The sequence below is a fragment of the Micromonospora sp. CNZ297 genome, from assembly GCF_007827625.1.
Genome location: NZ_VISU01000016.1, coordinates 38396 through 59946, shown reverse-complemented (window position 1 = coordinate 59946; position 21551 = coordinate 38396). Strand labels below are relative to the sequence as shown.

The 21551-nt window shown below is 73.6% G+C and carries 17 protein-coding genes; 12 read left to right on the top strand and 5 right to left on the bottom strand.

All coding sequences use genetic code 11. The annotated features are described in order from the left end of the window. Positions 1 to 91 precede the first annotated feature (91 nt). On the bottom strand, positions 92 to 2812 hold the full coding sequence (locus FB454_RS24355) for an MGH1-like glycoside hydrolase domain-containing protein (RefSeq protein ID WP_145823535.1): 2721 nt from the start codon (positions 2810 to 2812) through the stop codon (positions 92 to 94). Positions 2813 to 2854: 42 nt separating this feature from the next. Here FB454_RS24355 and FB454_RS24350 point away from each other — a divergent pair, with 42 nt between their 5' ends. The 4 genes from FB454_RS24350 (at position 2855) to FB454_RS24335 (ending at position 9749) form a co-directional block, all read left to right on the top strand. After that, the gene (locus tag FB454_RS24350) at positions 2855 to 4798 is read left to right on the top strand and encodes a glycogen debranching enzyme family protein (RefSeq protein ID WP_145823534.1); all 1944 of its coding nucleotides are present in this window, start codon (positions 2855 to 2857) and stop codon (positions 4796 to 4798) included. Between the two features lie 127 nt (positions 4799 to 4925). Continuing rightward, positions 4926 to 6251, top strand: coding sequence for a glycosyltransferase family 4 protein (locus tag FB454_RS24345; protein ID WP_435055650.1), 1326 nt, complete (start codon positions 4926 to 4928; stop codon positions 6249 to 6251). A gap of 80 nt (positions 6252 to 6331) precedes the next feature. Beyond that, positions 6332 to 8821 carry a serine/threonine protein kinase gene (locus tag FB454_RS24340; RefSeq protein WP_145823532.1) on the top strand — a complete coding sequence of 830 codons (2490 nt, stop codon included), beginning with the start codon at positions 6332 to 6334 and terminating at the stop codon, positions 8819 to 8821. Positions 8822 to 8939: 118 nt separating this feature from the next. Further along, positions 8940 to 9749: a metal-dependent hydrolase gene (locus tag FB454_RS24335; RefSeq protein ID WP_013287322.1), complete on the top strand. Its 810-nt coding sequence runs from the start codon at positions 8940 to 8942 to the stop codon at positions 9747 to 9749. A gap of 1 nt (position 9750) precedes the next feature. Here the strand turns inward: FB454_RS24335 and FB454_RS24330 are convergent, their stop codons facing one another. Continuing rightward, a complete protein-coding gene (locus tag FB454_RS24330) occupies positions 9751 to 10236 on the bottom strand; it encodes a hypothetical protein (protein WP_145823531.1) in 486 nt (161 codons plus the stop codon). Between the two features lie 381 nt (positions 10237 to 10617). Between FB454_RS24330 and FB454_RS24325 the strand changes: the two genes are divergently transcribed. Genes FB454_RS24325 through FB454_RS24290 form a run of 8 tightly spaced genes read left to right on the top strand, consistent with a single transcriptional unit; the run spans position 10618 to position 19663 of the window. Next, a complete protein-coding gene (locus FB454_RS24325; protein ID WP_013287324.1) occupies positions 10618 to 11664 on the top strand; it encodes a LacI family DNA-binding transcriptional regulator in 1047 nt (348 codons plus the stop codon). A gap of 40 nt (positions 11665 to 11704) precedes the next feature. Continuing rightward, positions 11705 to 13300 (top strand): FAD-dependent oxidoreductase, encoded by a 1596-nt coding sequence (locus tag FB454_RS24320; RefSeq protein WP_145823530.1) that lies wholly within the window; start codon positions 11705 to 11707, stop codon positions 13298 to 13300. A gap of 21 nt (positions 13301 to 13321) precedes the next feature. Next, entirely contained in the window at positions 13322 to 14605 is a 1284-nt protein-coding gene (locus tag FB454_RS24315; protein ID WP_013287326.1) for an ABC transporter substrate-binding protein, read from the top strand. An 11-nt stretch (positions 14606 to 14616) separates the two neighbouring features. After that, positions 14617 to 15564 carry a carbohydrate ABC transporter permease gene (locus tag FB454_RS24310; protein ID WP_013475969.1) on the top strand — a complete coding sequence of 316 codons (948 nt, stop codon included), beginning with the start codon at positions 14617 to 14619 and terminating at the stop codon, positions 15562 to 15564. Continuing rightward, complete coding sequence (locus FB454_RS24305) at positions 15554 to 16396, top strand: carbohydrate ABC transporter permease (RefSeq protein ID WP_071098494.1); 843 nt, start codon at positions 15554 to 15556, stop codon at positions 16394 to 16396. Before FB454_RS24310 ends, FB454_RS24305 begins: the two co-directional genes overlap by 11 nt. Next, a complete protein-coding gene (locus FB454_RS24300; protein ID WP_071098492.1) occupies positions 16393 to 17313 on the top strand; it encodes an ROK family protein in 921 nt (306 codons plus the stop codon). Before FB454_RS24305 ends, FB454_RS24300 begins: the two co-directional genes overlap by 4 nt. Further along, a complete protein-coding gene (locus FB454_RS24295; protein WP_071098490.1) occupies positions 17310 to 18023 on the top strand; it encodes an N-acetylmannosamine-6-phosphate 2-epimerase in 714 nt (237 codons plus the stop codon). Before FB454_RS24300 ends, FB454_RS24295 begins: the two co-directional genes overlap by 4 nt. Then, complete coding sequence (locus FB454_RS24290; protein WP_013287331.1) at positions 18020 to 19663, top strand: DUF4127 family protein; 1644 nt, start codon at positions 18020 to 18022, stop codon at positions 19661 to 19663. Before FB454_RS24295 ends, FB454_RS24290 begins: the two co-directional genes overlap by 4 nt. Before the next feature lie 36 nt (positions 19664 to 19699). On the opposite strand, the gene FB454_RS24285 is transcribed toward FB454_RS24290, so the two are convergent. The 3 genes from FB454_RS24285 to FB454_RS24275 form a co-directional block, all read right to left on the bottom strand. After that, on the bottom strand, positions 19700 to 20416 hold the full coding sequence (locus tag FB454_RS24285; RefSeq protein WP_071098486.1) for a VOC family protein: 717 nt from the start codon (positions 20414 to 20416) through the stop codon (positions 19700 to 19702). Positions 20417 to 20509: 93 nt separating this feature from the next. Continuing rightward, positions 20510 to 20842: a TfoX/Sxy family protein gene (locus FB454_RS24280; RefSeq protein WP_013287333.1), complete on the bottom strand. Its 333-nt coding sequence runs from the start codon at positions 20840 to 20842 to the stop codon at positions 20510 to 20512. 40 nt (positions 20843 to 20882) lie between these two features. Beyond that, positions 20883 to 21476 carry a nucleotidyltransferase family protein gene (locus FB454_RS24275; RefSeq protein WP_091331223.1) on the bottom strand — a complete coding sequence of 198 codons (594 nt, stop codon included), beginning with the start codon at positions 21474 to 21476 and terminating at the stop codon, positions 20883 to 20885. Positions 21477 to 21551 lie beyond the last annotated feature (75 nt).

Genomic DNA, 21551 nt, shown 5'->3' with positions numbered 1-21551 from the left:
CGCGGCGGGGCTTCCCGTCGCGCCCCGCGCGTCAGCGACGCAAGGTGAGGGTTCGGCCGCGTCAGCGACGCAAGGTGAGGGTTCGGCCGCGTCAGCGGCGCAAGGTGAGGATCAGGTCGGCGACCAGCGCGGTCCACCCGGTCTGGTGCCAGGCGCCCAGGCCGGCGCCGTTGTCGCCGTGGAAGTACTCCGGGAAGCAGATCAGGTCGCGCCAGTCCGGGTGGGTCTGGAACAGCTGGGCGGCCCCGTAGATCGGCCGCCGACCCCAGCCGTCGCGGGTGAACAGCGAGATCAGCCGCGCGGACAGGTCGTCGGCGATCTCGTCGAGCGTGCGCTTCACGCCGGACCGGGTCGGGTACTCGACCTGGAGGTCGTCGCCGAAGAACGCGGCATAGTCACGCAGAGCGCTGATCAGCAGGAAGTTCGTCGGCATCCAGATCGGGCCGCGCCAGTTGGAGTTGCCGCCGAACAGGCCGCTGGTCGACTCGGCCGGCTCGTAGCCGACGCTGAACTCCTGCCCGCCGAGCGTGACGGTGAACGGCTTGTCCAGGTGGGCCCGGGACAGCGTGCGCAGCCCGTACTCGGAGAGGAACTCGTCGGTGTCGAGCATCCGGGCCAGCAGCCGTACCACCTGGTCCGGGGCGACCATCGACAGCAGCCGCTGCTGGCGGCCGTCGGGCCCGATCCGGCGGGCGCCGATCACCTCGGCGTACTCGGGGCGGTTGGTGAGGAACCAGCGCAGCCGGGCGCCCAGCTCGGGCAGGCGGCGCATGGTCCGGGCGGTGAGCCGGGTGACGGCTGCGAGCGGCAGCAGCCCGACCACCGAGCGCACCTTCAGCGGCACCTTCGTCCCGTCGGCCAGGCGCAGCACGTCGTAGAAGAACGCGTCCTCGGCGTCCCACAGCCCCTGGTGGTACGCGGCGGCGGCGATGTACGCGAAGTGCTCGAAGAACTTGGTGGCGGTGTCCACGTACGCGCGGTCGTGCTCGGCCAGCACGATCGCCATGTCGAGCAGGTTGAGCGCGTACATGGCCATCCAGCCGGTGCCGTCGGACTGCTCCAGCACCCCGGCGACCGGCAGCGCGGCCGAGCGGTCGAACGGGCCGACGTTGTCCAGCCCGAGGAAGCCACCCTCGAAGACGTTGTTGCCGCCGGTGTCCTTGCGGTTGACCCACCAGGTGAAGTTGAGCAGCAGCTTGTGCATCACCCGGGCGAGGAACTCGTGATCCCGGGAGCCGTCGATCTCGAAGACCTTCAGCGCCGCCCAGGCGTGCACCGGCGGGTTCACGTCCCCGAACGCCCACTCGTACGCCGGGATCTGCCCGTTGGGGTGCAGGTACCACTCGCGCAGCAGCAGGAGGATCTGCTCCTTGGCGAAGCCCGGGTCGACCCGGGCGATGGTGACGCAGTGGAAGGCCAGGTCCCAGGCCGCGTACCAGGGGTACTCCCACGGGTCCGGCATGGAGATCACGTCGAAGCTGTTCATGTGCCACCAGGCGCTGTTGCGCCCGTGCCGGCGGCCGGACGGCGGGGGCGCGGAGCCGGGGTCGCCGGCGAGCCAGCGTTCGACGTCGAAGTGGTAGAACTGCTTGCCCCACATGAGCCCGGCGATGGCCTGGCGCGCGACCAGGGCCTCGTCGGCGGTGGCGGCGGCCGGGATGACGCTGTCGAAGAACCGGTTCGCCTCGGCCCGGCGCGCCCAGAGCACGGTGTCGAACCCGTCGCCCAGGTCGGCCGGGGCGGGTGGCGCGGCGGCCGGCGGCGGCGCGGTACGGGTCAGCCGCAGCCGGATCTGCCGATGCTCGCCCGCCGGTACGTCCAGCACGTAGTGCAGCGCGCCCTTGGTGCCGGTGCGGTCCGGGTTGACGGTGGCCGCGCCGGCCACGACGTGGTCGTTGATGCCGTCCTTCGGGTACGCCGACCGCCCGGGCAGCCCCCACAGCCGCTCGGCGTTGGTCTCGTTGTCGCACAGCAGCGGCACCGGGTCACCGTCGCCCTCCAGCAGGATCTGGCCGAGCACCCAGTGGTCACCGACGAGCCGGGCGCCGCCCCACGCCCCGGCCTCCTCGCCGGTCAGCTTCGGCATCCGGTCGGTGCCCGGCAGGCCCCACGCCCAGGTGTTGCGGAACCACAGCGTCGGCAGCACGTGCAGCGTCGCGTCCTCGTCGCCCCGGTTCGCCACTGTGACCAGCACGCACATGTCCGTCGGCGACGCCTTGGCGTAGTCGACAGTCACCGCCCAGTACCTGTCGTCGTCGAAGATGCCGGTGTCCACCAGCTCGTACTCGGTGTCGTCCCGGCCGCGCAGCGCGTTCACCGCGACCAGCTCGTCGTACGGGAAGGCGGCCTGCGGGTAGTGGTAGCGCCAGCGCATGAAGGAGTGCGTCGGCGTGCTGTCGAGGTACCACCAGTACTCCTTGACGTCCTCCCCGTGGTTGCCGCCGTCGCCGCCGAGGCCGAACATCCGCTCCTTGAGGATCGGGTCGCGCCCGTTCCACAGCGCGAGCGCGAAGCAGAACGTCTGCCGGTCGTCGCAGACGCCCGCCATGCCGTCCTCGTTCCACCGGTACGCTCGGGACCGCGCGTGGTCGTGGGGGAAGTAGTCCCACGCCGTGCCGTGTTCGCTGTAGTCCTCCCGGACCGTCCCCCACGCCCGCTCGGACAGATAGGGGCCCCATGCGCGCCAGTCCTGCTCCCCGGCGTCGGCCTGGGCGAGCCGGTGCCGCTCGGGGTCGGGGGACGCGGAGGTCGACCGGTCGGTGATCACTGGCACATCTTCGACGCCGCCGGGGTACATCTCCACAGCGGCCATTGTCGCCGTGGCATGTCACACCTCGCTGCCGGTGGAGGAAAGTTGATCGACATCCGTTTCGGGCCGCGGGTCTGCGGCGAGCTGTCCGCCGCCGCCGTGCGGGAATGGCTGGTCACGGACGGGCGCGGCGGGTACGCCATGGGCACCGTCGCCGGACTGCGTACCCGCCGGTATCACGGGCTGCTCGTGGTGGCCGGTGACACGCCGGCGTCCCGCAAGGTGGGACTCGTGAGCCTCGACCCGGCGGTCACACTGCCGTCGGGGCGGCAGGTCCGCCTCGGCGCGCACGAGTGGTCCTCCGGCGTGGTCGACCCGCGCGGCTTCGAGCTGCTGGAGCGCTTCGACCTGGCCGACGGGGTGCCCCGCTGGCGCTGGCGCATCGGCGACGTGGTGATCGAGCGGGAGATCGCCATGACGTACGGCCGTTCCTGCGTGGCGGTGGTGCACCGGCTGATCTCCGGCGGCCCGGTGCGGCTGGACCTGGCCGCGGCCTGCACCTGGCGCGACGCGCACGGCGAGCGGCGCGCCGACGGCCCGGCGCCCCGGCTGGAACCGGCGGCCGGCGGCGCGGTGATCGACGGCGCGTACCGCCTGGCCGGGCCGGACTGGACCCCGGAGGGGCAGTGGTGGCACGGGGTGCGCCACCGGACCGAGGCCGAGCGCGGCCTGCACCCGGACGAGGACCTCTGGTACGCGGGCCGGTTCACCGGCGCGCTCGACGAGCCGGGCGCGACCGTGTCGGTGCTGGCCTGGGCGGACGAGCTGGCCGAGGAGCCGCCACCGGCGACCGCCGTGGTCGAGGCGGCCCGGCGGCGCAGCCGTGCGGTGGTCGCGGCGGCGGAACCCGGCGACGCGGTCGAGGCGACGCTCGCGCTGGCCGCCGACGCGTTCGTGGTACGCACCGCCACCGGCCCGGACGTGGTCGCCGGCTACCCCTGGTTCGGGGCCTGGTCGCGGGACACGATGATCTCCTACGAGGGCCTGTTCCTGTGCACGAACCGGGCCGACGAGGGCCGGGACCTGCTGCGGGCGTACGCGGCCACGCTGAACGAGGGCATGCTGGCGAACACGGCCGACACCGGCCGGGTCGAGTACAACACCGTCGACGCGACGCTGTGGTTCCTGCACGCGGTGCACCGGCACGTCACAGTCACCGGCGACACCGACCTGGGCGACGAGCTGCTGCCCGCGCTGCACGGCGTGGTCGAGGCGCACGTGGCGGGCACCCGGTACGGCATCGGCGTCGACCCGGCCGACGGGCTGCTGGCCCAGGGCGGCCCGCCGGACGTGGCGCTCACCTGGATGGACGCCCGGGTGTACGGGGTGCCGGTGACCCCGCGTACCGGCAAGCCGGTCGAGGTCAACGCGCTGTGGATCAACGGGCTGGCCGGGCTCGCCGAGCTGACCGAGCTGGCCGGACGTGACGCCGCCGCGCTGCACGCCCTGCACCGCCGGGCCACCACCGCGTTCCGGGAGCGGTTCCCCGCCCCGGCCGGCTGGCTGCACGACGTGGTCGACGCCCCGGCGCCCGCGTACCCGCTCGGCGGGGCCGCGCACCACGACGACGACCTGCTGCGTCCCAACCAGCTGCTCGCCTGGTCGCTTCCGCACGCCCCGCTGGAGCCGGACGAGGCCACGCTACGACGGATCACCGAGGCGCTGTTCACCCCGCTCGGACCGCGCAGCCTCGCCCCGGACTCCCCCGGCTACACCGGACGGCACCGGGGCGGGCCCGCCGAGCGGGACTCCGCGTACCACCAGGGCACCGTCTGGCCGTGGCTGACCGGGCCGCTGCTGGACGCGTACCGCCGGGCCGGGCTGCCCACCGACGACCTGCTGGTGGGGCTCGTGGGCCACCTCGCCGAGGACGGCCTGGGCTCGGTGAGCGAGACAGCCGACGGCGCGGCGCCGCACGCGGCCACCGGATGCCCGTTCCAGGCGTGGTCGGTGGCCGAGCTGCTACGCGCCCGGCGGATGCGCCGGTAACGCGTTACAGACCGGCAACCGGCGCGTCGCCGCCGGTTATCGACCCCTCGGCAGGATGGGCGGCGACCCCACCCGGCACCGCGGCGACGCCGCCGGGGTGGGGACGCCACAACTCAAAGGGGGCCGCGTGTCAGCTGACGCCGAAGTGATCGACATCCAGCCCGCCCGGCGCCTGCGGGTGCTGCTGCTCTCCTGGGAGTACCCGCCGGTGCTCGTCGGTGGCCTCGGCCGCCACGTCCACGCGCTGTCAGTGGCGCTTGCCGCCGCCGGGCACGAGGTCACGGTCGTCACCCGCCACGCCGAGGGCGCTCCCCTGGAGGAGTACGCCGACGGCGTCCGCATCGTCCGGGCCGCCGAGGATCCGGTCCGGTTCCCGCTCGCCACCGATTCGCTGCTGGCCTGGACGATGGCGTTCAACCACACGCTGACCCGGGCCGCGCTGCGCGCCGCCTCGTCCGGCACCTACGACGTGATCCACGCCCACGACTGGCTGGTCGCGCACACCGCCGTCACGCTGGCCGAGCACCTGGACGTGCCGCTGGTGACCACCATCCACGCCACCGAGGCGGGCCGGCACCAGGGCTGGCTGCCGGAGGAGATGAACCGCACCATCCACGGCGTCGAGCACTGGCTGAGCAACGCCTCCGGCCGGGTGATCGCCTGCTCCGGGTACATGCGTGACCAGGTGGCCCGGCTGTTCGGCGTGCCGGCCGGACGCATCGACGTGGTCGCCAACGGCGTCGACGACCGGGCCTGGCGGGCGCGGCCGCACGCGGTCGCCTCCGCCAGGGCACGCTTCGCCGCGGGCGGGCCGCTCGTCGGGTACGCCGGCCGGCTGGTCTACGAGAAGGGCGTGCAGCACCTCGTGCACGCCGTGCCGCACCTGGCGAAGCGGCACCCCGGCCTGCGGGTGGTGATCGCCGGCGACGGGCCGTACCGCGACGAGCTGGTCGACCAGGCGCGGCGGCTGCACGTGGGAGACACGGTCCGGTTCGCCGGTTTCATGGACGCCACCCAGCTTCCCGCGGTGCTCGCCGCCACCGACGCCACGGTGATCCCCAGCCTCTACGAGCCGTTCGGCATGATCGCGCTGGAGGCGGCTGCGGCCGGAGCGCCGCTCGCTGTGGCGCGTACCGGCGGGCTGGCCGAGATCGTCGAGCCCGGTGTCACCGGGGTGACGTTCCCGCACGGCGACCCGGACGCGCTGGCCGGCGCCGTCGACCGGCTGCTCGGCGACGAGGTGTTCGCCCGGCGGGTGGCGCGTAAGGCGCGCAGCATGGTCAGCCGGCGCTACACCTGGTCGGCGATCGCCGCCCGGACCGCCGCCGCCTACGCCACCGCCCGCCGCGACCACGACGCGTTCCAGACCCGCCGGGCCACCGCCCTGCTGGCCGGTGACCGGTCCCCGATCGCCGTCCCGGAGGGGAACCTGCTCGCCGGCGCGGCGAGTTAGGAGCAGGACGCGCTGACATGCGATAGGTACCGTCCGATCCGTTGGCTATTGTGGACCACTGACCAGCGGTGAGGAGTGCGGTGCAGGAGGTAGTGATCGCCGGGCGGTACCGCCTGCTCGAACTGGTCGGCCGCGGCGGGATGGGCCAGGTCTGGCGGGCGCGCGACGAGGAGCTGCAACGCGAGGTCGCGGTGAAGCAGGTCGTGCCGCCGAACTGGCTCGCCGAGAACGAGCAGGACGAGCTGCGCGCCCGTACGCTGCGCGAGGCGCGGACGTCCGCGCGGCTCAACCACCCCAACGTGGTGCGGGTCTACGACGTGGTCCGGGTCCAGGGCGAACCCTGGCTGATCATGGAGTACGTCCCGTCCCGCTCGCTCCAGGAGATCATCGAGACCGACGGGCCGCTGCCGCCCGGCCGCGCCGCCGAGATCGGCCTGTCGGTGCTCGCCGCGCTGCGCGCCGCACACGACGCCGGGGTGCTGCACCGGGACGTGAAGCCCGCGAACGTGCTGCTGGCCCGGGACGGGCGGGTGCTGCTCACCGACTTCGGGCTGGCCGTGTTCCAGGGCGGTGACGGCGCGATGACCCGGCCCGGCCTGGTCCTCGGCTCCCCCCAGTACGTCGCACCGGAGCGGGCCGCCGAGGGCGTGTCGAGCGTCGAGGCGGACATGTGGTCGCTCGGCGCCACGCTGCACGCCGCGGTGGAGGGCCGCTCCCCGTACGCCCGCAGCACCGCGATGGCCACGCTCGCCGCACTCGCCACCCGGCCGCCCGACCCAGCGCCGCACGCCGGCCCGCTGGCGCCGGTGCTGGCCGGGCTGCTGCGGCGCGATCCGCGTACCCGCCTGGGGCACCGCGAGACGGCCCGCCTGCTCGGCGTCGCCGCGGTGTCGGAGGCCGACGCGGAGGCCGCCGGCTCTGCGGGCCGTACCACCGCTGCGTCGTCCGACCGGCCGGCCGGCGGCCGCGATGCCGACGTCCCGGCGGGTGACGAGCCGGGGTCACCGGGGAACCCGGCGGCTCCGGGCGGCATCTACCCGGACCTGATGCCGCCGGCCGCCGCCGCCCGCGCGTGGAGCCGGGCGGCGAAGCGCAGCGAGTGGGCCCCGCCCGCCGAGGGCGACCGCGCGCCACCATCCGGGGACGCGGCCGGCGCGGCTGGTCCGGCCGGTCCCTCCGGTACAGCCGGGCGCTCCGTCCCGGCCGCCCGCGCGGAAGCAGGGAGTCCGTCGTCCCCGGCCGGCGGCTCGGGGGCGGTCGGGCGCGCGGGCGCAGGCGGTCCCCCGTCCCCGGGCAGCCGGTCGGATGCGATCAGCCGTCCGGACGCGAACGGCGGCTCGGGTGCGGTCGGCGGCTCGGGTGTCATCGGCGGCCCGGCCGCGGCCGATGGCTCGGGTGCGGTCGGCGGCTCGGGTGCGGCCGGCGGCTCGGGTGCGGCCGGCGGCTCGGGTGCGGTCGGTCGCTCGGCAGCGGTGGGCCGGGCGGCGCCACCGGGCCGCGCCCGGACCGGTGACCCGGAGCGGAGCCGGACCGGTGACCCGGAGCGAGGCCGCACGGGTGAGCCGGAGCAGGGCGCCCCGGACGCGACCCCGGACCCGCCCCGCAGCGGGCCGGCCCGCCCAGGTCCGATCAGCCTCGGCCCCACCGTCCTCACCAGCTTCGTCGACCCGGGCAGCCCGGCCGGCCCCGAGTCGGCGCCCCGCGCCGACGCCCTCAGCCCGGTGCACATCGTCGGCCACGGCGCCGCGCCGGTCGCCAAGCCTCCGCCGGTCGCCCACAGCGGACCGGTCGACAGCGGCGCGGTACATCCCGCCCCGCCCCGGCCCGCCGGGGTTCCCCGCCCCGCCGATCCCCCGCTCACCTCCGGGGACGGGAACCCGCTGCACCGCTGGGGACTGGTGCTGGGAGCCGTGCTGCTGGCCGTGGTGACGGGTGTGGGCACCGCGCTGGCGATCACCAGTGGTCGCGACGAGACGCCGCAGGCGGGCAGTTCCACCGAGGCCGTCGCCCGCCCCTGGGACCGCCCGCCCGGGCCGGGCGTGCCGCCTCCGCCGTTCCCCTGCGTCCGGCCCGACGTGGCCGGCACGCCGGTCCGCAAGGGGCCGCCACCGGACGACCCGCCGGTGACCGTTCCGACCGGCTGGGTCTGGCCCGCCGACACCGGCGGCTTCCGCATCGCCCTGCCCGCCGGCTGGCTGCAACTGCGCTCCGGCGACACCACCTGCTTCCAGGACCCGGAGACGCGGCGCATCCTGGGCGTCGAGCCGTACCCGGGCGGTGATCCGGTGGGCCGGCTGAAGTCGTCCGAGCGGGATCTGACCTCGGCCGGCCGGCTGCCGCATTACCAGAAGGTCCGGCTGGAGTCCGACGGTCCCGGCGCGGCGTGGGAGTGCCGCTGGACCGCGCCCTACGGGGAACGGATGCGCGCGTTGCGTGTCCTGCCCGGCGAACGGGCCGGCTGGACGCTCGGCTGGACCACCTCCGACGCCGACTGGCCCGCCGCCTCGAAACAGTTCGCCGTCATCCGCGCGAGCCTCGGCACGGTCCGGCCCACCCGTACCGCGGGCTGATGCGGCGGCCGCGGCGCCCCTTCCCCAGTGGACCGTCCGGCTGATGCCCCGCTGTCACACGGGCTGACTACAGTGGCGTAGTTTTCTGGATCAAGATCTTCGGGAAGGGCGAGCCGAGATGATGGGACCGTCCCACGCGCTCTCGGGCGCGGCGGCGTGGCTGACCGGCTCCTGGGCGATGGCCCAGTTCGCGGACTACCACCAGACACCGCTGGCCCTGGCGGTGGGCACCGCGGTCTGCGCCGGTGGGGCGCTCTTCCCCGACCTCGACCTGTCCGGGAAGGTCACCCGCAACCAGGGCGGCGCCACCGTGGCACGCACGTTCGGCGTGGTCAGCCTCTTCGTCGCCGAGGTGATGGAGAAGATCTCGCTCGGCGTCTACTACGCCACCAAGCTCAGCAAGGATCCCCGCCGCAACAACGGGCACCGCACGCTGACCCACACCATCCCGTTCACCGTGCTCGTCGGCTGGGGCACCACCGCGCTCTGCGCCCACTACGGCAAGTGGGCGGTGGTCGGCATCCTCTTCTTCATGATCGGCCTGGCGCTGCGCGGGCTGTTCGACCAGTGGGCCGAGCGCGCCGGCTGGGTGGTGGTCACGCTGGTGTCCGCCGCCGCGGCCTGGTTCACGTTCGCCAACCTGCCCGGCGACCGGGGCTATCCGATGATCGGGCTCGCCGTCGGCGTGGGCTGTTTCGTGCACATCCTCGGCGACATGATCACCCGGGCCGGGGTGCCGATCCTGTGGCCCATCCCGATCAAACGCCGGATGTGGACGATGATCGGCCTGCCCAACAAGATCGCCCTGCGTACCGGCAGCAAGGCCGAGACGGTGGTGCTGCGCACCGCGATGACGATCCTGGCCGTGCTGGCCGCGGTGGGGCTGGTCGCCCCGTCGGTGCTGCAGCGCTTCGACATCCAGGTGTAGGTCAGCCCGCCTCGGCGCGTACCGGGCGGGCGGTGGCCGTCCGGCGCCGGATCAGGCGGGCGGTCCAGCCCACGCCGCGGGCGGTAAGCGCGTACGCCGCCGTCGGCGGGAGGGCCAGCAGCGCGGCGATCCCGGCCACCAGCGGCACCCGGGCGCCGGGCACGTCCGTGGCGACCGCCGTCGCGGCGGCGTACCCGGCGGCCAGCACGACCGCGACGAGCCCGGCGAACGCGAGCGCCGGACCGGTCCGCCGCCTGCCCGCCGCCTCACCGAGCGCGACGGCCGGCGCGAACAGCAGCGGCAGCGCGGCCACGCCGAGCAGCGCCGCGATCAGCACCAGCAGCGGCCCGGCCAGCGGGCCACCCGGGTCGGCGCCGGTGAGCAGCGCGTACGCCAGCAGGCCGAGGTAACCGGCGACCGCCTCCGCGACGACGACGAGCCAGGCCGCCGTGGCTCCCGCGAGATGACGAGCGACAGTGGTGCCCACGTTGTCCCCTCCCCCGTGCGGACGGCGCCACGACCGTCCCATGGGAACGGTAGCGCCCGGGGTGACAGCAGGAAGGGGCCACCCAGCATCACTCTGGGTAGGGAAGCAGGCATCGTCGATCGCCCGAGCGGACGATCGACGACACGCTAATGCGCATTAGTGCCGAGGTCCGCCTACTGTCGCTCGCCCGGTCGACCCTTGTCAAGATCCCCGCCCGAACAGCCGCCGGAGAGAGTCGAGCGCGGCTACTAATGCGCATTACTCCAGGGAGTTCATCGAACGGAAATCTTCCGGCCACCCCTTGACAGGACGCCGGGACAGCAGAGAGGCTCCATCCCGACCCGATCGCTAATACGCATTAGCGGAAGTGGAAGGACCGACGTGACCCCTCCCCCCAGGCGTGTCACCCAGCGTGACATCGCGCGAATGGCCGGCGTCAGCCAGGCGACCGTGTCGCTGGTGCTCAACAACCGCACCGACGCCGACGTCCGGATCGCGCCGGAGACACGGGACCGGGTGTTGCAGGTCATCGCCGAGACGGGGTACGCCGCCGACCCGGCCGCCCGCCGCCTCGCCTCCGGGTTCAACCGGATCATCGGCGTCTTCACCTACGAGCCGGCCTTCCCCAGCGGCAGCCGGGACTTCTTCCACCCGTTCCTGCTCGGCATCGAGGAGTACGCCGAACGGGTCGGCTGCGACCTGCTGCTGTTCACCAGCGCCCCGGTGGTGGACGGCCGGCGGCGCATCTTCCACCAGGACAACCGGCTGCGGCTGGCCGACGGATGCATCCTGCTCGGCCGGGAGATCGACGGCGCGGAGCTGCTCCGGCTCAACCGCGACGGGTTCCCCTACGTCGCCGTCGGGCGCCGCGACGACGCCGGCGGGCCGGTGCCCTACGTCGGCGCCGACTACGCCAGCGCGGTCCACCGGCTGGCGGAGCGGGCGCTGGACCTGGGGCACCGGCGCCTGACGTACGTGGGCATGGGCACCGCGGCCGAGTCCTCGCACGACCGGCGCAGCGGTTTCCACGCCGGCGCGGCCGGCGCGGAGAGCGCCCGCCAGATCACCGCGACGGCGGAGACCGCCGACGCCACAGTGGACGACCTGCGGGCCGACGGCAGCACCGTCGCCTTCGTGGAGGACTTCGCCACCGCTGTCGCGCTGGAGTCGGCCGCCCGCCGCAAGGGACTGACGGTGCCCGGTGGCCTGTCCGTCGTGACACTCGGCGACCCGACCGTCCCGGTGCCCACCGACATCACGTTCACCGGGTTCCGCATCCCGCGCGAGGAGATGGGCCGCCAGGCCGTCGAGGTGCTGACCGGCGTCATCGACGGCAGCGCCGGCGGCCTCCAGCAACGGCTCCTGCCCTGCGAACTCGTCGAGGGCGACACCCTCGGCGTCCCTGGATCGGCGGCCGACCGGCGCTGACACGCCCGGCCGCGCAACTGGAAGGAAGCAAGTGGTACTAATGCGTGCGGACGTCCTCGTCGTCGGGGGCGGACTGGGCGGTGTCGCCGCGGCGCTGGCCGCGGCCCGTGCCGGCCGGTCCGTCATCCTGACCGAGGAGTTCGACTGGCTCGGCGGGCAGCTCACCAGCCAGGCGGTCCCGCCGGACGAGCACTCCTGGATCGAGCAGTTCGGCGCCACCGCGAGCTACCGGGAGCTGCGCGACGGCATCCGCGACTACTACCGCCGCCACTACCCGCTGACCGAGCGGTCCCGGGCGTGGACCGACCTGAACCCGGGCGCCGGCTGGGTGAGCCGGCTCTGCCACGAGCCCCGCGTCGCGGTCGCCGTCCTGGAGCAGATGCTCGCGCCGTACCGGGGGTCCGGGCGGCTGACGGTGCTGCAGCCGTACCGGCCGGTCGCGGCCGAGACCGACGGCGACCGGGTCACCGGCGTGACGCTCGTCCACCGGGACCGCGACGAGCGGATCGAGGTGGAGGCGCCGTACGTCCTGGACGCCACCGAGACCGGTGAGCTGCTGCCGCTGACCGGCACCGAGTACGTGACCGGGTTCGAGTCGCAGGCGCAGACCGGTGAGCCGAGCGCGCCCGCCGAGGCGCAGCCGCTGAACATGCAGGCGGTGTCCGTCTGCTTCGCGCTGGACCACGTCGACGGCGACCACACCATCGACCGTCCCGCCGGATACGACTTCTGGCGCGACTACAAGCCGGACTTCTGGGGCGACCGGCTGCTGTCCTGGCGGTCGCCGCACCCGCGCACGCTGGAGATCGTGGAGCGCAGCTTCACGCCGAACCCGGACGACGACCCGCTGGGCGTCAACGCCGACCAGCGGCTCAACCCGGGCGACGGCAACCTGTGGACGTTCCGGCGCATCGCGGCGCGGCGCAACTTCGTCGACGGCGCGTACGGCAGCGACATCACGCTCGTCAACTGGCCGATGATCGACTACTTCGAGGGCCCGGTCATCGACGTGCCGAACGCGTCCTGGCACCTGTCCCAGGCGCGTGAGCTGTCGTACTCCGTCCTGTACTGGCTCCAGACCGAGGCGCCCCGCCCCGACGGCGGCACCGGCTACCCGGGGCTGCGGCTGCGCGGCGACGTGACCGGCAGCCCCGACGGGCTGGCGCAGGCGCCCTACATCCGGGAGTCGCGCCGCATCCGCGCCGAGTACACGGTGGTCGAGCAGGACCTCTCCCTCGCGGTACGCGGCGAGCACGGCGCGGTGAGCTACCCCGACTCGGTCGGCGTCGGCATGTACCGCATCGACCTGCACCCGTCGACCGGCGGTGACAACTACATCGACGTCGGCTCCTGCCCGTTCGAGATCCCGCTCGGCGCGCTCATCCCGCAGCGGATGGAGAACCTGCTGCCGGCCGGCAAGAACATCGGCACCACGCACGTCACCAACGGCAGCTACCGACTGCACCCGGTCGAGTGGAACGTCGGTGAGGTCGCCGGCCTGCTGGCCGACTTCTGCCTTGCGCGGGGCGAGTCCCCGCGCGCGGTCCGCGGCACCCCCCGCCTGCTGGCCGAATTCACGGACCGCATCTCGGCCGCCGGCGTGGAATGCCGCTGGCCGCAGATCGCGGGCTACTGAACCCCCGGTGAGGAGAAGAAAGTGAGATACGGAAGACTGTCCGGCCTGGTCGCGGCGACCATGACCGGTGTGCTCGCCCTGACCGCCTGCGGCGGTGGCGGCGACGCGAAGGACGACGGTCCGGCGAGCCTGCGGATGACCGTCTGGTCGGCGAACGAGGCGCACCTCAAGCTGTTCAACGAGATCGCCGACGAGTACCGCAAGAACAACCCGGACGTCGCGGAGATCAAGTTCGACCCGCTGCCGTTCGAGAACTACACCACGACGCTGACCACGCAGATCGCCGGCGGCAACGCGCCGGACCTCGCGTGGATCTTCGAGAACTCGGCTCCGGACTTCGTCGCCTCCGGCGCGCTGCGCCCGCTCGACGACACGCTGAAGAAGGCCGACGGCTACCAGTACGACGACCTCTCCCCCGCCACGCTGAAGCTCTGGCGAAACGACGGGAAGCTCTTCGCGTACCCGTTCTCGACCTCGCCGTTCGGCGTGTTCGTCAACAACGACATGCTCAAGAAGGCCGGGCAGAAGACCCCGGCCGAGCTGATCGCGGCCGGGCAGTGGAACTGGGACACCGCGCTCGCCGCGGCCGGCGCCACAGCGGCGAAGTCGGGCAAGGCCGGGCTCGTGGTCCGCGACTTCGACTACAAGGGCTGGGACAACCTGGCCACGTTCTGGACCGGCTGGGGCGCCCAGGCGTGGAGCGAGGACGGCCGCAGCTGCGGGTTCAACAGCCCGGAGATGGTCGAGGCGATGACCACGCTGCACAAGGCGATCTTCACCGGCAAGGCGCTGCCCGGTCCGGGCACGACCGCCGACTTCTTCGCCGGTGACGCCGCCATGACCGTCACCCAGATCTCCCGCGCCTCGCTGCTGAAGGAGAACGGCTTCGACTGGGACCTGGTCCCGCTGCCGGCCGGCCCGAAGGGCCCGTACGCGGTGGTCGGCCAGGCCGGCATCGGCGTGATGAAGAAGAGCCCGCACGCCGAGCAGGCCGCCGACTTCCTGGCCTTCTTCACCAACCCCGCCAACTCGGCGAAGCTGGCCCAGTTCTTCCCGCCGCCGCGGCAGTCCCAGCTGACCGCCGAGACGCTGGCCAAGACGAACCCGAAGCTCAAGCCGGAGCAGCTGCAGAAGGTCGTCATCGACGGCATCACCAACGGCACTGTCAAGCCCAGCCACTCCGGGCAGGCCGAGCTGAGCCAGCAGGTGCGCGCCGCGCTCGACCCGCTGTGGAAGGCGGACGCGGACGTCAAGGGCGTACTCGACGGCGTCTGCTCCAAGATCCAGCCGCTGCTGGCGAAGTAGGGCCGAGGATCATGACCCAGACGGACACCAGGGTGGGCCCGGCTGCTGCCGGGCCCGCCCCGGGCCGGGCCCGGCCGTTCTGGACCACCCGCCGCCGGGACCAGCTCACCGGATACCTGTTCATCACCCCGCAGCTGCTCGGCAGCGTGGTCTTCGTGATCCTGCCGCTGGTCCTCGTGGTCTGGTACAGCCTGCACGAGTGGAACGTGCTGGCCGGCAGCTTCGACTACATCGGCACCGACAACTACGCCGCGCTGGCCGACGACCCCAACCTGGGCCCGGTGCTGCGGTCGACCGGCCTGTTCTCGGTCGGCCTGGTCGTGTTCAACCTCGGCCTGGCGTTGCTGCTGGCCGTCCTGCTCAACCAGAAGCTGCGCGGGACCATCGTGTTCCGCACCCTGTTCTTCTCCCCCGTGGTGGTCTCGCTGGTCGCGTGGACCATCGTCTGGGGCTTCCTGCTGCAGGACAACGGCGGCATCAACGGCCTGCTCGACACCATCGGCGTCGACGGCCCCAACTGGCTGCGCGGCGAGGGCACGGCGATGCTGTCGGTGATCGTCGTGCAGGTGTTCAAGAACGTCGGCCTGAACATGGTGCTGTTCCTGGCCGCCCTCCAGGGCGTGCCGGCCGATCTGTACGAGGCCGCCGAGGTCGACGGCGCGAGCCGGATGCGCCAGTTCTGGCGCATCACCGTGCCCCTGATCAGCCCCACGATCATGCTCACGTCGATCATCACGGTGGTCGGCTCGCTGCAGGTCTTCGCGCAGATCGCGGTGCTCACCCAGGGTGGGCCCGGCACCTCGACCACTGTGCTCGTCTACTACCTCTACCAGCAGGCCTTCCAGTTCCATCACTTCGGCTACGGCGCGACGCTGTCGATCCTGCTGTTCGTCATCGTGCTCGCGCTGACAGTGCTGCAGTGGCAGATGCGCAAGAGGTGGGTCTTCCATGAATCGTGACCTGTCCCGGCGGACCAAGCTGGTGCTCTACGGGGTGCTGATGGTCCTGGCCGTCCCGTTCGTGTTCCCCACCTGGTGGATGGTCACCTCGTCGCTGAAGCCGGTGGCGGACATCTTCTCCTTCCCGCCGCAGCTGCTGCCGACCGATCCGCGGCTGGACGCGTACCAGCGGGTGTTCGAACTGCAGCCGTTCGGGCAGCAGTACCTGAACAGCCTCTACATCGCGCTGCTGGTCACCGTCGGCACGCTGGCCGTGGCGTCGCTGGCCGGGTACGCGTTCGCGCGGATCCGGTTCCGGGGACAGAACGTGCTGTTCCTGGTCGTCCTCGCGGGCCTGCTCATCCCGAGCGAGGTGACGATCGTGCCGCTGTTCCAGATGTTCTTCAAGCTCGGCCTGATCGACACCCACTGGCCGCTGATCCTGGTGCCGATCTTCGGGGCGCCGAGCGTGCTGGCGACGTTCATCATGCGGCAGTTCTTCATCAGCCTCCCCGGTGAGCTGGAGGAGGCGGCGCGGGTCGACGGGCTGGGACGCTTCGCCACGTTCTGGAAGATCGCGCTGCCGCTGTCCCGGCCCGCGCTCGGCGCGGTGGCCATCTTCACGTTCCTGCACAGCTGGAACCTGTACCTGGAACCGATCGTGTTCCTCTCCTCGCCGGACAAGTTCACCCTGCCGCAGGCGCTCACCCAGTTCGTCGACGCGTACGGCGGTCCGATGTGGGACGTCCAGCTCGCGGCGGCGTCGATGACCGCGCTGCCGGTGCTGGCGGTGTTCGTCATCGCGCAGAAGCAGTTCGTCGAGGGCCTCGCGCACACCGGTCTGAAGGGATGACCGGTCCGGTCGTCGGGATCGACATCGGCGGCACCAAGACCGCCGCCGCCCTCGTCGGTCCCGGTGCGCGGGTGCTCGGCCGCCGCGAGGCGCCCACCCCCGCGCGCGGCGGGCCGGCCGCGGTGCTGGACACCGCCGCCGGCCTGGCCGCGGACCTGCTCGCCGCCGCCGGCCCCGGGCCGGTCGGGGTGGGCACCGCGGGCACCGTCGACCCGGCGACCGGCGCCATCCGGTACGCGACCGACAGCCTGCCCGGATGGGCCGGCACCCCGGTCGCCGACGAGCTGGCCGCGCGGCTGGGCCGGCCGGTGCGCGTCACCAACGACGTCGCCGCGGCGGCGCTCGGCGAGTGCTGGGCCGGCGCCGGACAGGGCCTGGGGCACGTGCTGCTGGCCGCCGTCGGCACCGGCCTGGGCGGCGCGATCGTCAACGACGGGCGGGTCGAGGGCGGCGCCCGGGGCGCGGCCGGCCAGCTCGGGCACCTGCCGGCACCGGGCGCACAGCGGCTGCGCTGCGGCTGCGGCCGGTACGGGCACCTGGAGGCGATCGCCTCCGGCACCGGCCTGGCCGCCGCGTACGCGCTCGCCGGCGGTGACCCGGTCACCGGCCGGGAGGTGGCGCGGCGCGCGGCGGCCGGTGACGCGACCGCCCGGCAGGTCGTCGACCGGGCCGGCGCCGCGCTCGGCGCGGCCCTGGCCGGGCTCGTCGCCCTGCTCGACCCGGACGCGGTGGTGGTCGCCGGCGGCGCCGCCGCCACAGTGCTTCCCGCCGCGACGGCCGCCTACCGGGCGGAGCTACCAGGCGGCTGGGCGCACGTGCCGCTGCTTCCCGCGGCGCTGGGCGCCGACGCGGTGGTGGTCGGCGCCGCCCGGCTCGCCACCGCACCGATCCACCACGACGGAGGAACAAGCACGTGAGTGTCCTGGACGAACTGGCCGGCGGGCTGGTCGTGTCCTGTCAGCCCCTGCCCGACGACCCGGACGACCCGATGCGCGACCCGTACGTCCAGGCCCGCTTGGCGGCCGCCGTGGTCCGCGGCGGCGCGGTGGCGGTCCGGGTCAACGATCCCGACGACGTGCGGGCGGTACGCGCCGCCGTCGACGTGCCGGTGATCGGGTTGTACAAGCACGGCACGCAGGGCGTGTTCATCACCCCGACCGCCGGGCACGCGCTGGAGGCGGTGCGGGCCGGGTCGCACGTCGTCGCGGTGGACGCCACCGACCGCCCCCGGCCCGACGGGCGGACCTTCGCCGACACCGTCCGCGCGGTGCACGAGCAGAGCGACGCGCTGGTCCTGGCCGACGTCTCCACAGTGGCCGAGGGCGTCGCCGCCGTCGAGGCCGGCGCGGACGCGGTCGCCACCACGCTGTCCGGCTACACGCCGGCCGGCCCACCGATCGACGGGCCCGACCTCGGGCTCGTGGCGCGACTCGCCGCGCTGCTGCCCGTACCGGTGATCGCCGAAGGGCGCTACCGGACCACGGAGCAGATCAGCCGGGCCTTCGAGGCGGGCGCCCACGCGGTGGTGATGGGCAACGCCGTCACCTCGCCGCTGTGGATCACCCGCCGGCTGGTTCCGGCCACCCCCCGGGCGGCGAGCGCGCCGGAGAAAAGGGAGCATCGATGAAGAGAAGAACCCTTCTTGCGGCCACCGGCGCGGCCGGCCTGGCCACCGTCGCCCTCGGCGGCCCCGCCTTCGCCCGGCCCGCCGGCCGGCGACCGAGCGTGGCGCTGGTGCCGCTGGACGACCGGCCGGTCAACACGTACTGCGCCGAGATGACCGGTGCGAGCGCCGACGCCGAGGTGCTGCTGCCGCCGCGGAACCTGCTGGGCCGTTTCTTCACCCCCGGTGACGGCGCCGGCATCGCCCGCTGGCTCGACGGCACCGACGGCACCGACGGGTACGTGATCTCGGTGAGCATGCTCGCGTACGGAGGGCTGATCGCCTCGCGTACCGCCGCACCGGCCCTGGCCGACGCGTTGCGCAACCTGGAGGCGATCCGGCGGCTGCGCGCACGCCGGTCCGACGCGGTGATCGAGGTGCACGACACGATCCAGCGGCTCGCCATCACCAGCACCGGCACCGACCTGGACAACTACCGTGACCTGCTGGTCCAGTGGGCCAAGCTGTACGACCAGGTGGTCAACCTGGGCCAGGAGTCGCTGCGCGGCCAGCTCGACGCCGTGCGGGCGCGCATCCCGGACGCCGTGGTCGAGGACTACCTGGCCGCGCGGGCACGCAACCACCAGGTCAACCGGCTGATGGTGGAGTGGGTCGCGGACGGGACGATCAGCCACCTGGTGCTCTCCGAGGACGACACCGCGCCGGTCGGCCTGGCCCGCGCCGAGCGGGTCGAGCTGGAGGCGCTCGTGGCGCGGCTCGGCGTCGGCGACCGGGTGGAGATCTTCCCCGGCGCCGACGAGGTCAACGCGCTGCTCGTCGCGCGGGTCGTCGCCGCCGGCGCCACGCCCACCTACCGGGTGGAGTACGCCGGGGTGTCCGGCGAGGGCTGGACCGCAGCGCTGGAGGGCATCCCGTTCGCGGAGAACATCCGCCGGCACGTCACCTCGGTGGGCGGCCGGATGGTGACCGGCGACGCGGACATCGTCCTCGCGGTGAACACCCCCTCGGCGGCGGCCGGACAGCGGGCCGCCGACCTGGACGCCTTCGTCGGCCGCATCGGTGAGCTGCTGGCCGCCGGCACCCCGGTGATCGTGGTGGACCCGCTGATCGTCAACAAGGGCGACCACGACCTGGTGTCCCGGATGGAGGCCCGCCTGGACCTGCCGGCGCTGCTGTCGTACTCGGGATGGAACACCGGCGGCAACGCGCTCGGGCTGGCGCTCGCGCACGGCACCGCGCGGTGGGCGTACCTGCGCTCGTCCGGCAGCGGCTTCGGCGTGCCGGAGCTGCGCGGACCGGCCCAGGCGCACGCCGAGTACCTGCTCTACCGGTTCGTCAAGGACGACCCGTGGAAGAACGTGGTGCAGGTCGAGGCGTACGCGCACGCCCGCGCGCAGGGCTGGGATCCGCTGGCGCTGACCGCCGAGCAGAAGCGCTACTTCGACGGCTGGGTACGTGACCGGCTGGTACCGCTGACCGAACGGTACTTCGCCGACCACTTCGCCGGGCGCGAGCTGGTGCTCGGGGTACGCGGACGCAGGACGTTCACCGCGACGCTGGACCGGGTCACCGCGGTGCGGGTCGAGCTGCCGTGGGACCGGCTGTTCGAGGTCACGCTGGAGCCGAGCCTGCGACTGCGCTGATCGGTGCGGGTGCGGTCCCCCGGGGCCGCACCCGCCTCAGCGGGGCGTCAGGAGGCAGAACTCGGTGCCGTCCGGGTCGGCCAGCACCACGTCGTCAGCGGTGTGTTCTCCCGTACCGACCCGGGCCGCGCCGAGCGCCAGCAGCCGGTCGACCTCCGCGTCCCGGTCACCGTCCGCGACCAGATCCAGGTGTACGCGGTCCCGCCCGCCGCTGGGCATCAGCGGCGGGCCGCTCCAGGTGACCTTCGCGCCCCCGCGCGGCGACTGGATCGCTGTCTCCTCGTCCTGGTCCCAGACCAGCGGCCAGCCCAGCGCCTCGCTCCAGAAGAGGCCTGCCGCCCGGGTGCCGTCGCAGTTGACAGCGCCGACCGGGCCGCAGCCGGCGAGGAAGTTGTTGCCCGCCTCGATGACGCAGAACTCGTTGCCCTCCGGGTCGGCGAGCACCACCTGGTCGTCGTCCGGCCCCTGGCCGATGTCGATGTGCTGCCCGCCCAGCGTCAGCGCCCGGTCGACGGTGTCCCGCTGGGCCTGCGGCGACGCGCTGGTCAGGTCGAAGTGGATCCGGTTCTGCACTGTCTTCGGCGCAGTGCTGGGCAGGAACCGGATGCGGAAGTCGCTGTGGGCGTCGCCGCCCAGCGCCACGCCTTCGCGCGGGTCGTCGAGGATCTCCCGGCCGAGCACCCCGGACCAGAACCGCGCGAGCCGCCGCGGGTCGCCCGCGTCGAGGCTGACCGCGTAGAGGTGAACCGCCATCCGCCCGTCTCCGATCCGCCGCCGTCGTCGGCGGCAGGTCAGGAGCGTAGGCCGGGCGGCCCGGCCGCGCAGCCGGATTTCCCCGCTGTCGCGCTACTTCGCCGGGAGGGTGCGCGCGAAGCGGACGCCCCTGCCGACCCAGCGGGTCAGGTCCGGGTCGCGCTCGCAGGCATCGGGCGACACGGTGACCCAGCCCCGCATCTCCCGGCCCCGCATGACTGTCGCCTCGGCGCCGGGCTCGGCCAGCGCACGCTCGGCCTCGGCCGGGTCGACCCGGACCATCAGGCCGCCCGCGCCGCGCACGACCACCGCCATGTTGCCGCGCAGCATCATCGCCAGGCCGCCGAACATGCGCCGCTCGGTGATGCCGGGCTCGTGCCCGAGGGCTTCCCGTACCCGGTTCGCCAGGTCCTCGTCGTAGGCCATGACGGCATCGTGGCATCCGGGTCCGACAGCGGGGCGCGCCTCAGGCGCCCACGCGCTGTTCGGGGATGGACAGGCCGTACAGCGCCATCAGCTCCGGGCTGTCGATCCGGCTGCCGTCGGCCACCGCGTCGCAGGCGATGTCGACGATCTGGTCCTTGTGCGCCAGCAGGTACGGCCGCGCCCCCACGTCCGCGCTGGCCAGCGTGGCGATGCCGGACCAGTGCCGGCGGCCGAACAGCATCGGGTAGCCGCGCAGCCCGTCGTAGGTGGCGCAGACCAGCACGTCCGGGTACGGCAGCGCGGTGACCCGGCGGACCGCCGCCGCGGTGAGCCCGGGCATGTCCACAGGCACCACGACGACTGCCTCGATGTCGTCGTCGGTGAGCGCGGCGAGCCCGGCCCGGATCGAGGAGCCCACCCCGGTGCCCCAGGCGCGGTTGACCACCACAGTGGCGCCGGTCAGGTCGGTGGTCTGCCGCACCTGCTCGGCCGCCGCGCCCAGGACGACCACGACCTGTGCGCAGCCCGCCTCGGCCATCGTGTCGATCATCTGGCTGACCAGCGGCTTCTCGCCCTGGTGCAGCAGCGCTTCGGGTCCGCCGATGCGGCGGCCGCCACCGGCGGCGATGATCATTGCAGCGATCCGGTTCAGCGGTGCCCCCTCGATCAGGGGACGGACCGGGCACAGCCGCCCGGTCCGTCCCGTCGT

Bases quoted from the DNA above. Each gene is read 5' to 3' on its own strand.
- FB454_RS24285 (WP_071098486.1), bottom strand. From the start codon at position 20,416: ATGGCGGTTCACCTCTACGCGGTCAGCCTCGACGCGGGCGACCCGCGG.
- FB454_RS24320 (WP_145823530.1), top strand. From the start codon at position 11,705: ATGCGTGCGGACGTCCTCGTCGTCGGGGGCGGACTGGGCGGTGTCGCC.
- FB454_RS24310 (WP_013475969.1), top strand. From the start codon at position 14,617: ATGACCCAGACGGACACCAGGGTGGGCCCGGCTGCTGCCGGGCCCGCC.
- FB454_RS24280 (WP_013287333.1), bottom strand. From the start codon at position 20,842: ATGGCCTACGACGAGGACCTGGCGAACCGGGTACGGGAAGCCCTCGGG.
- FB454_RS24355 (WP_145823535.1), bottom strand. From the start codon at position 2,812: ATGGCCGCTGTGGAGATGTACCCCGGCGGCGTCGAAGATGTGCCAGTG.
- FB454_RS24305 (WP_071098494.1), top strand. From the start codon at position 15,554: ATGAATCGTGACCTGTCCCGGCGGACCAAGCTGGTGCTCTACGGGGTG.
- FB454_RS24290 (WP_013287331.1), top strand. From the start codon at position 18,020: ATGAAGAGAAGAACCCTTCTTGCGGCCACCGGCGCGGCCGGCCTGGCC.
- FB454_RS24275 (WP_091331223.1), bottom strand. From the start codon at position 21,476: ATGATCATCGCCGCCGGTGGCGGCCGCCGCATCGGCGGACCCGAAGCG.
- FB454_RS24300 (WP_071098492.1), top strand. From the start codon at position 16,393: ATGACCGGTCCGGTCGTCGGGATCGACATCGGCGGCACCAAGACCGCC.
- FB454_RS24335 (WP_013287322.1), top strand. From the start codon at position 8,940: ATGATGGGACCGTCCCACGCGCTCTCGGGCGCGGCGGCGTGGCTGACC.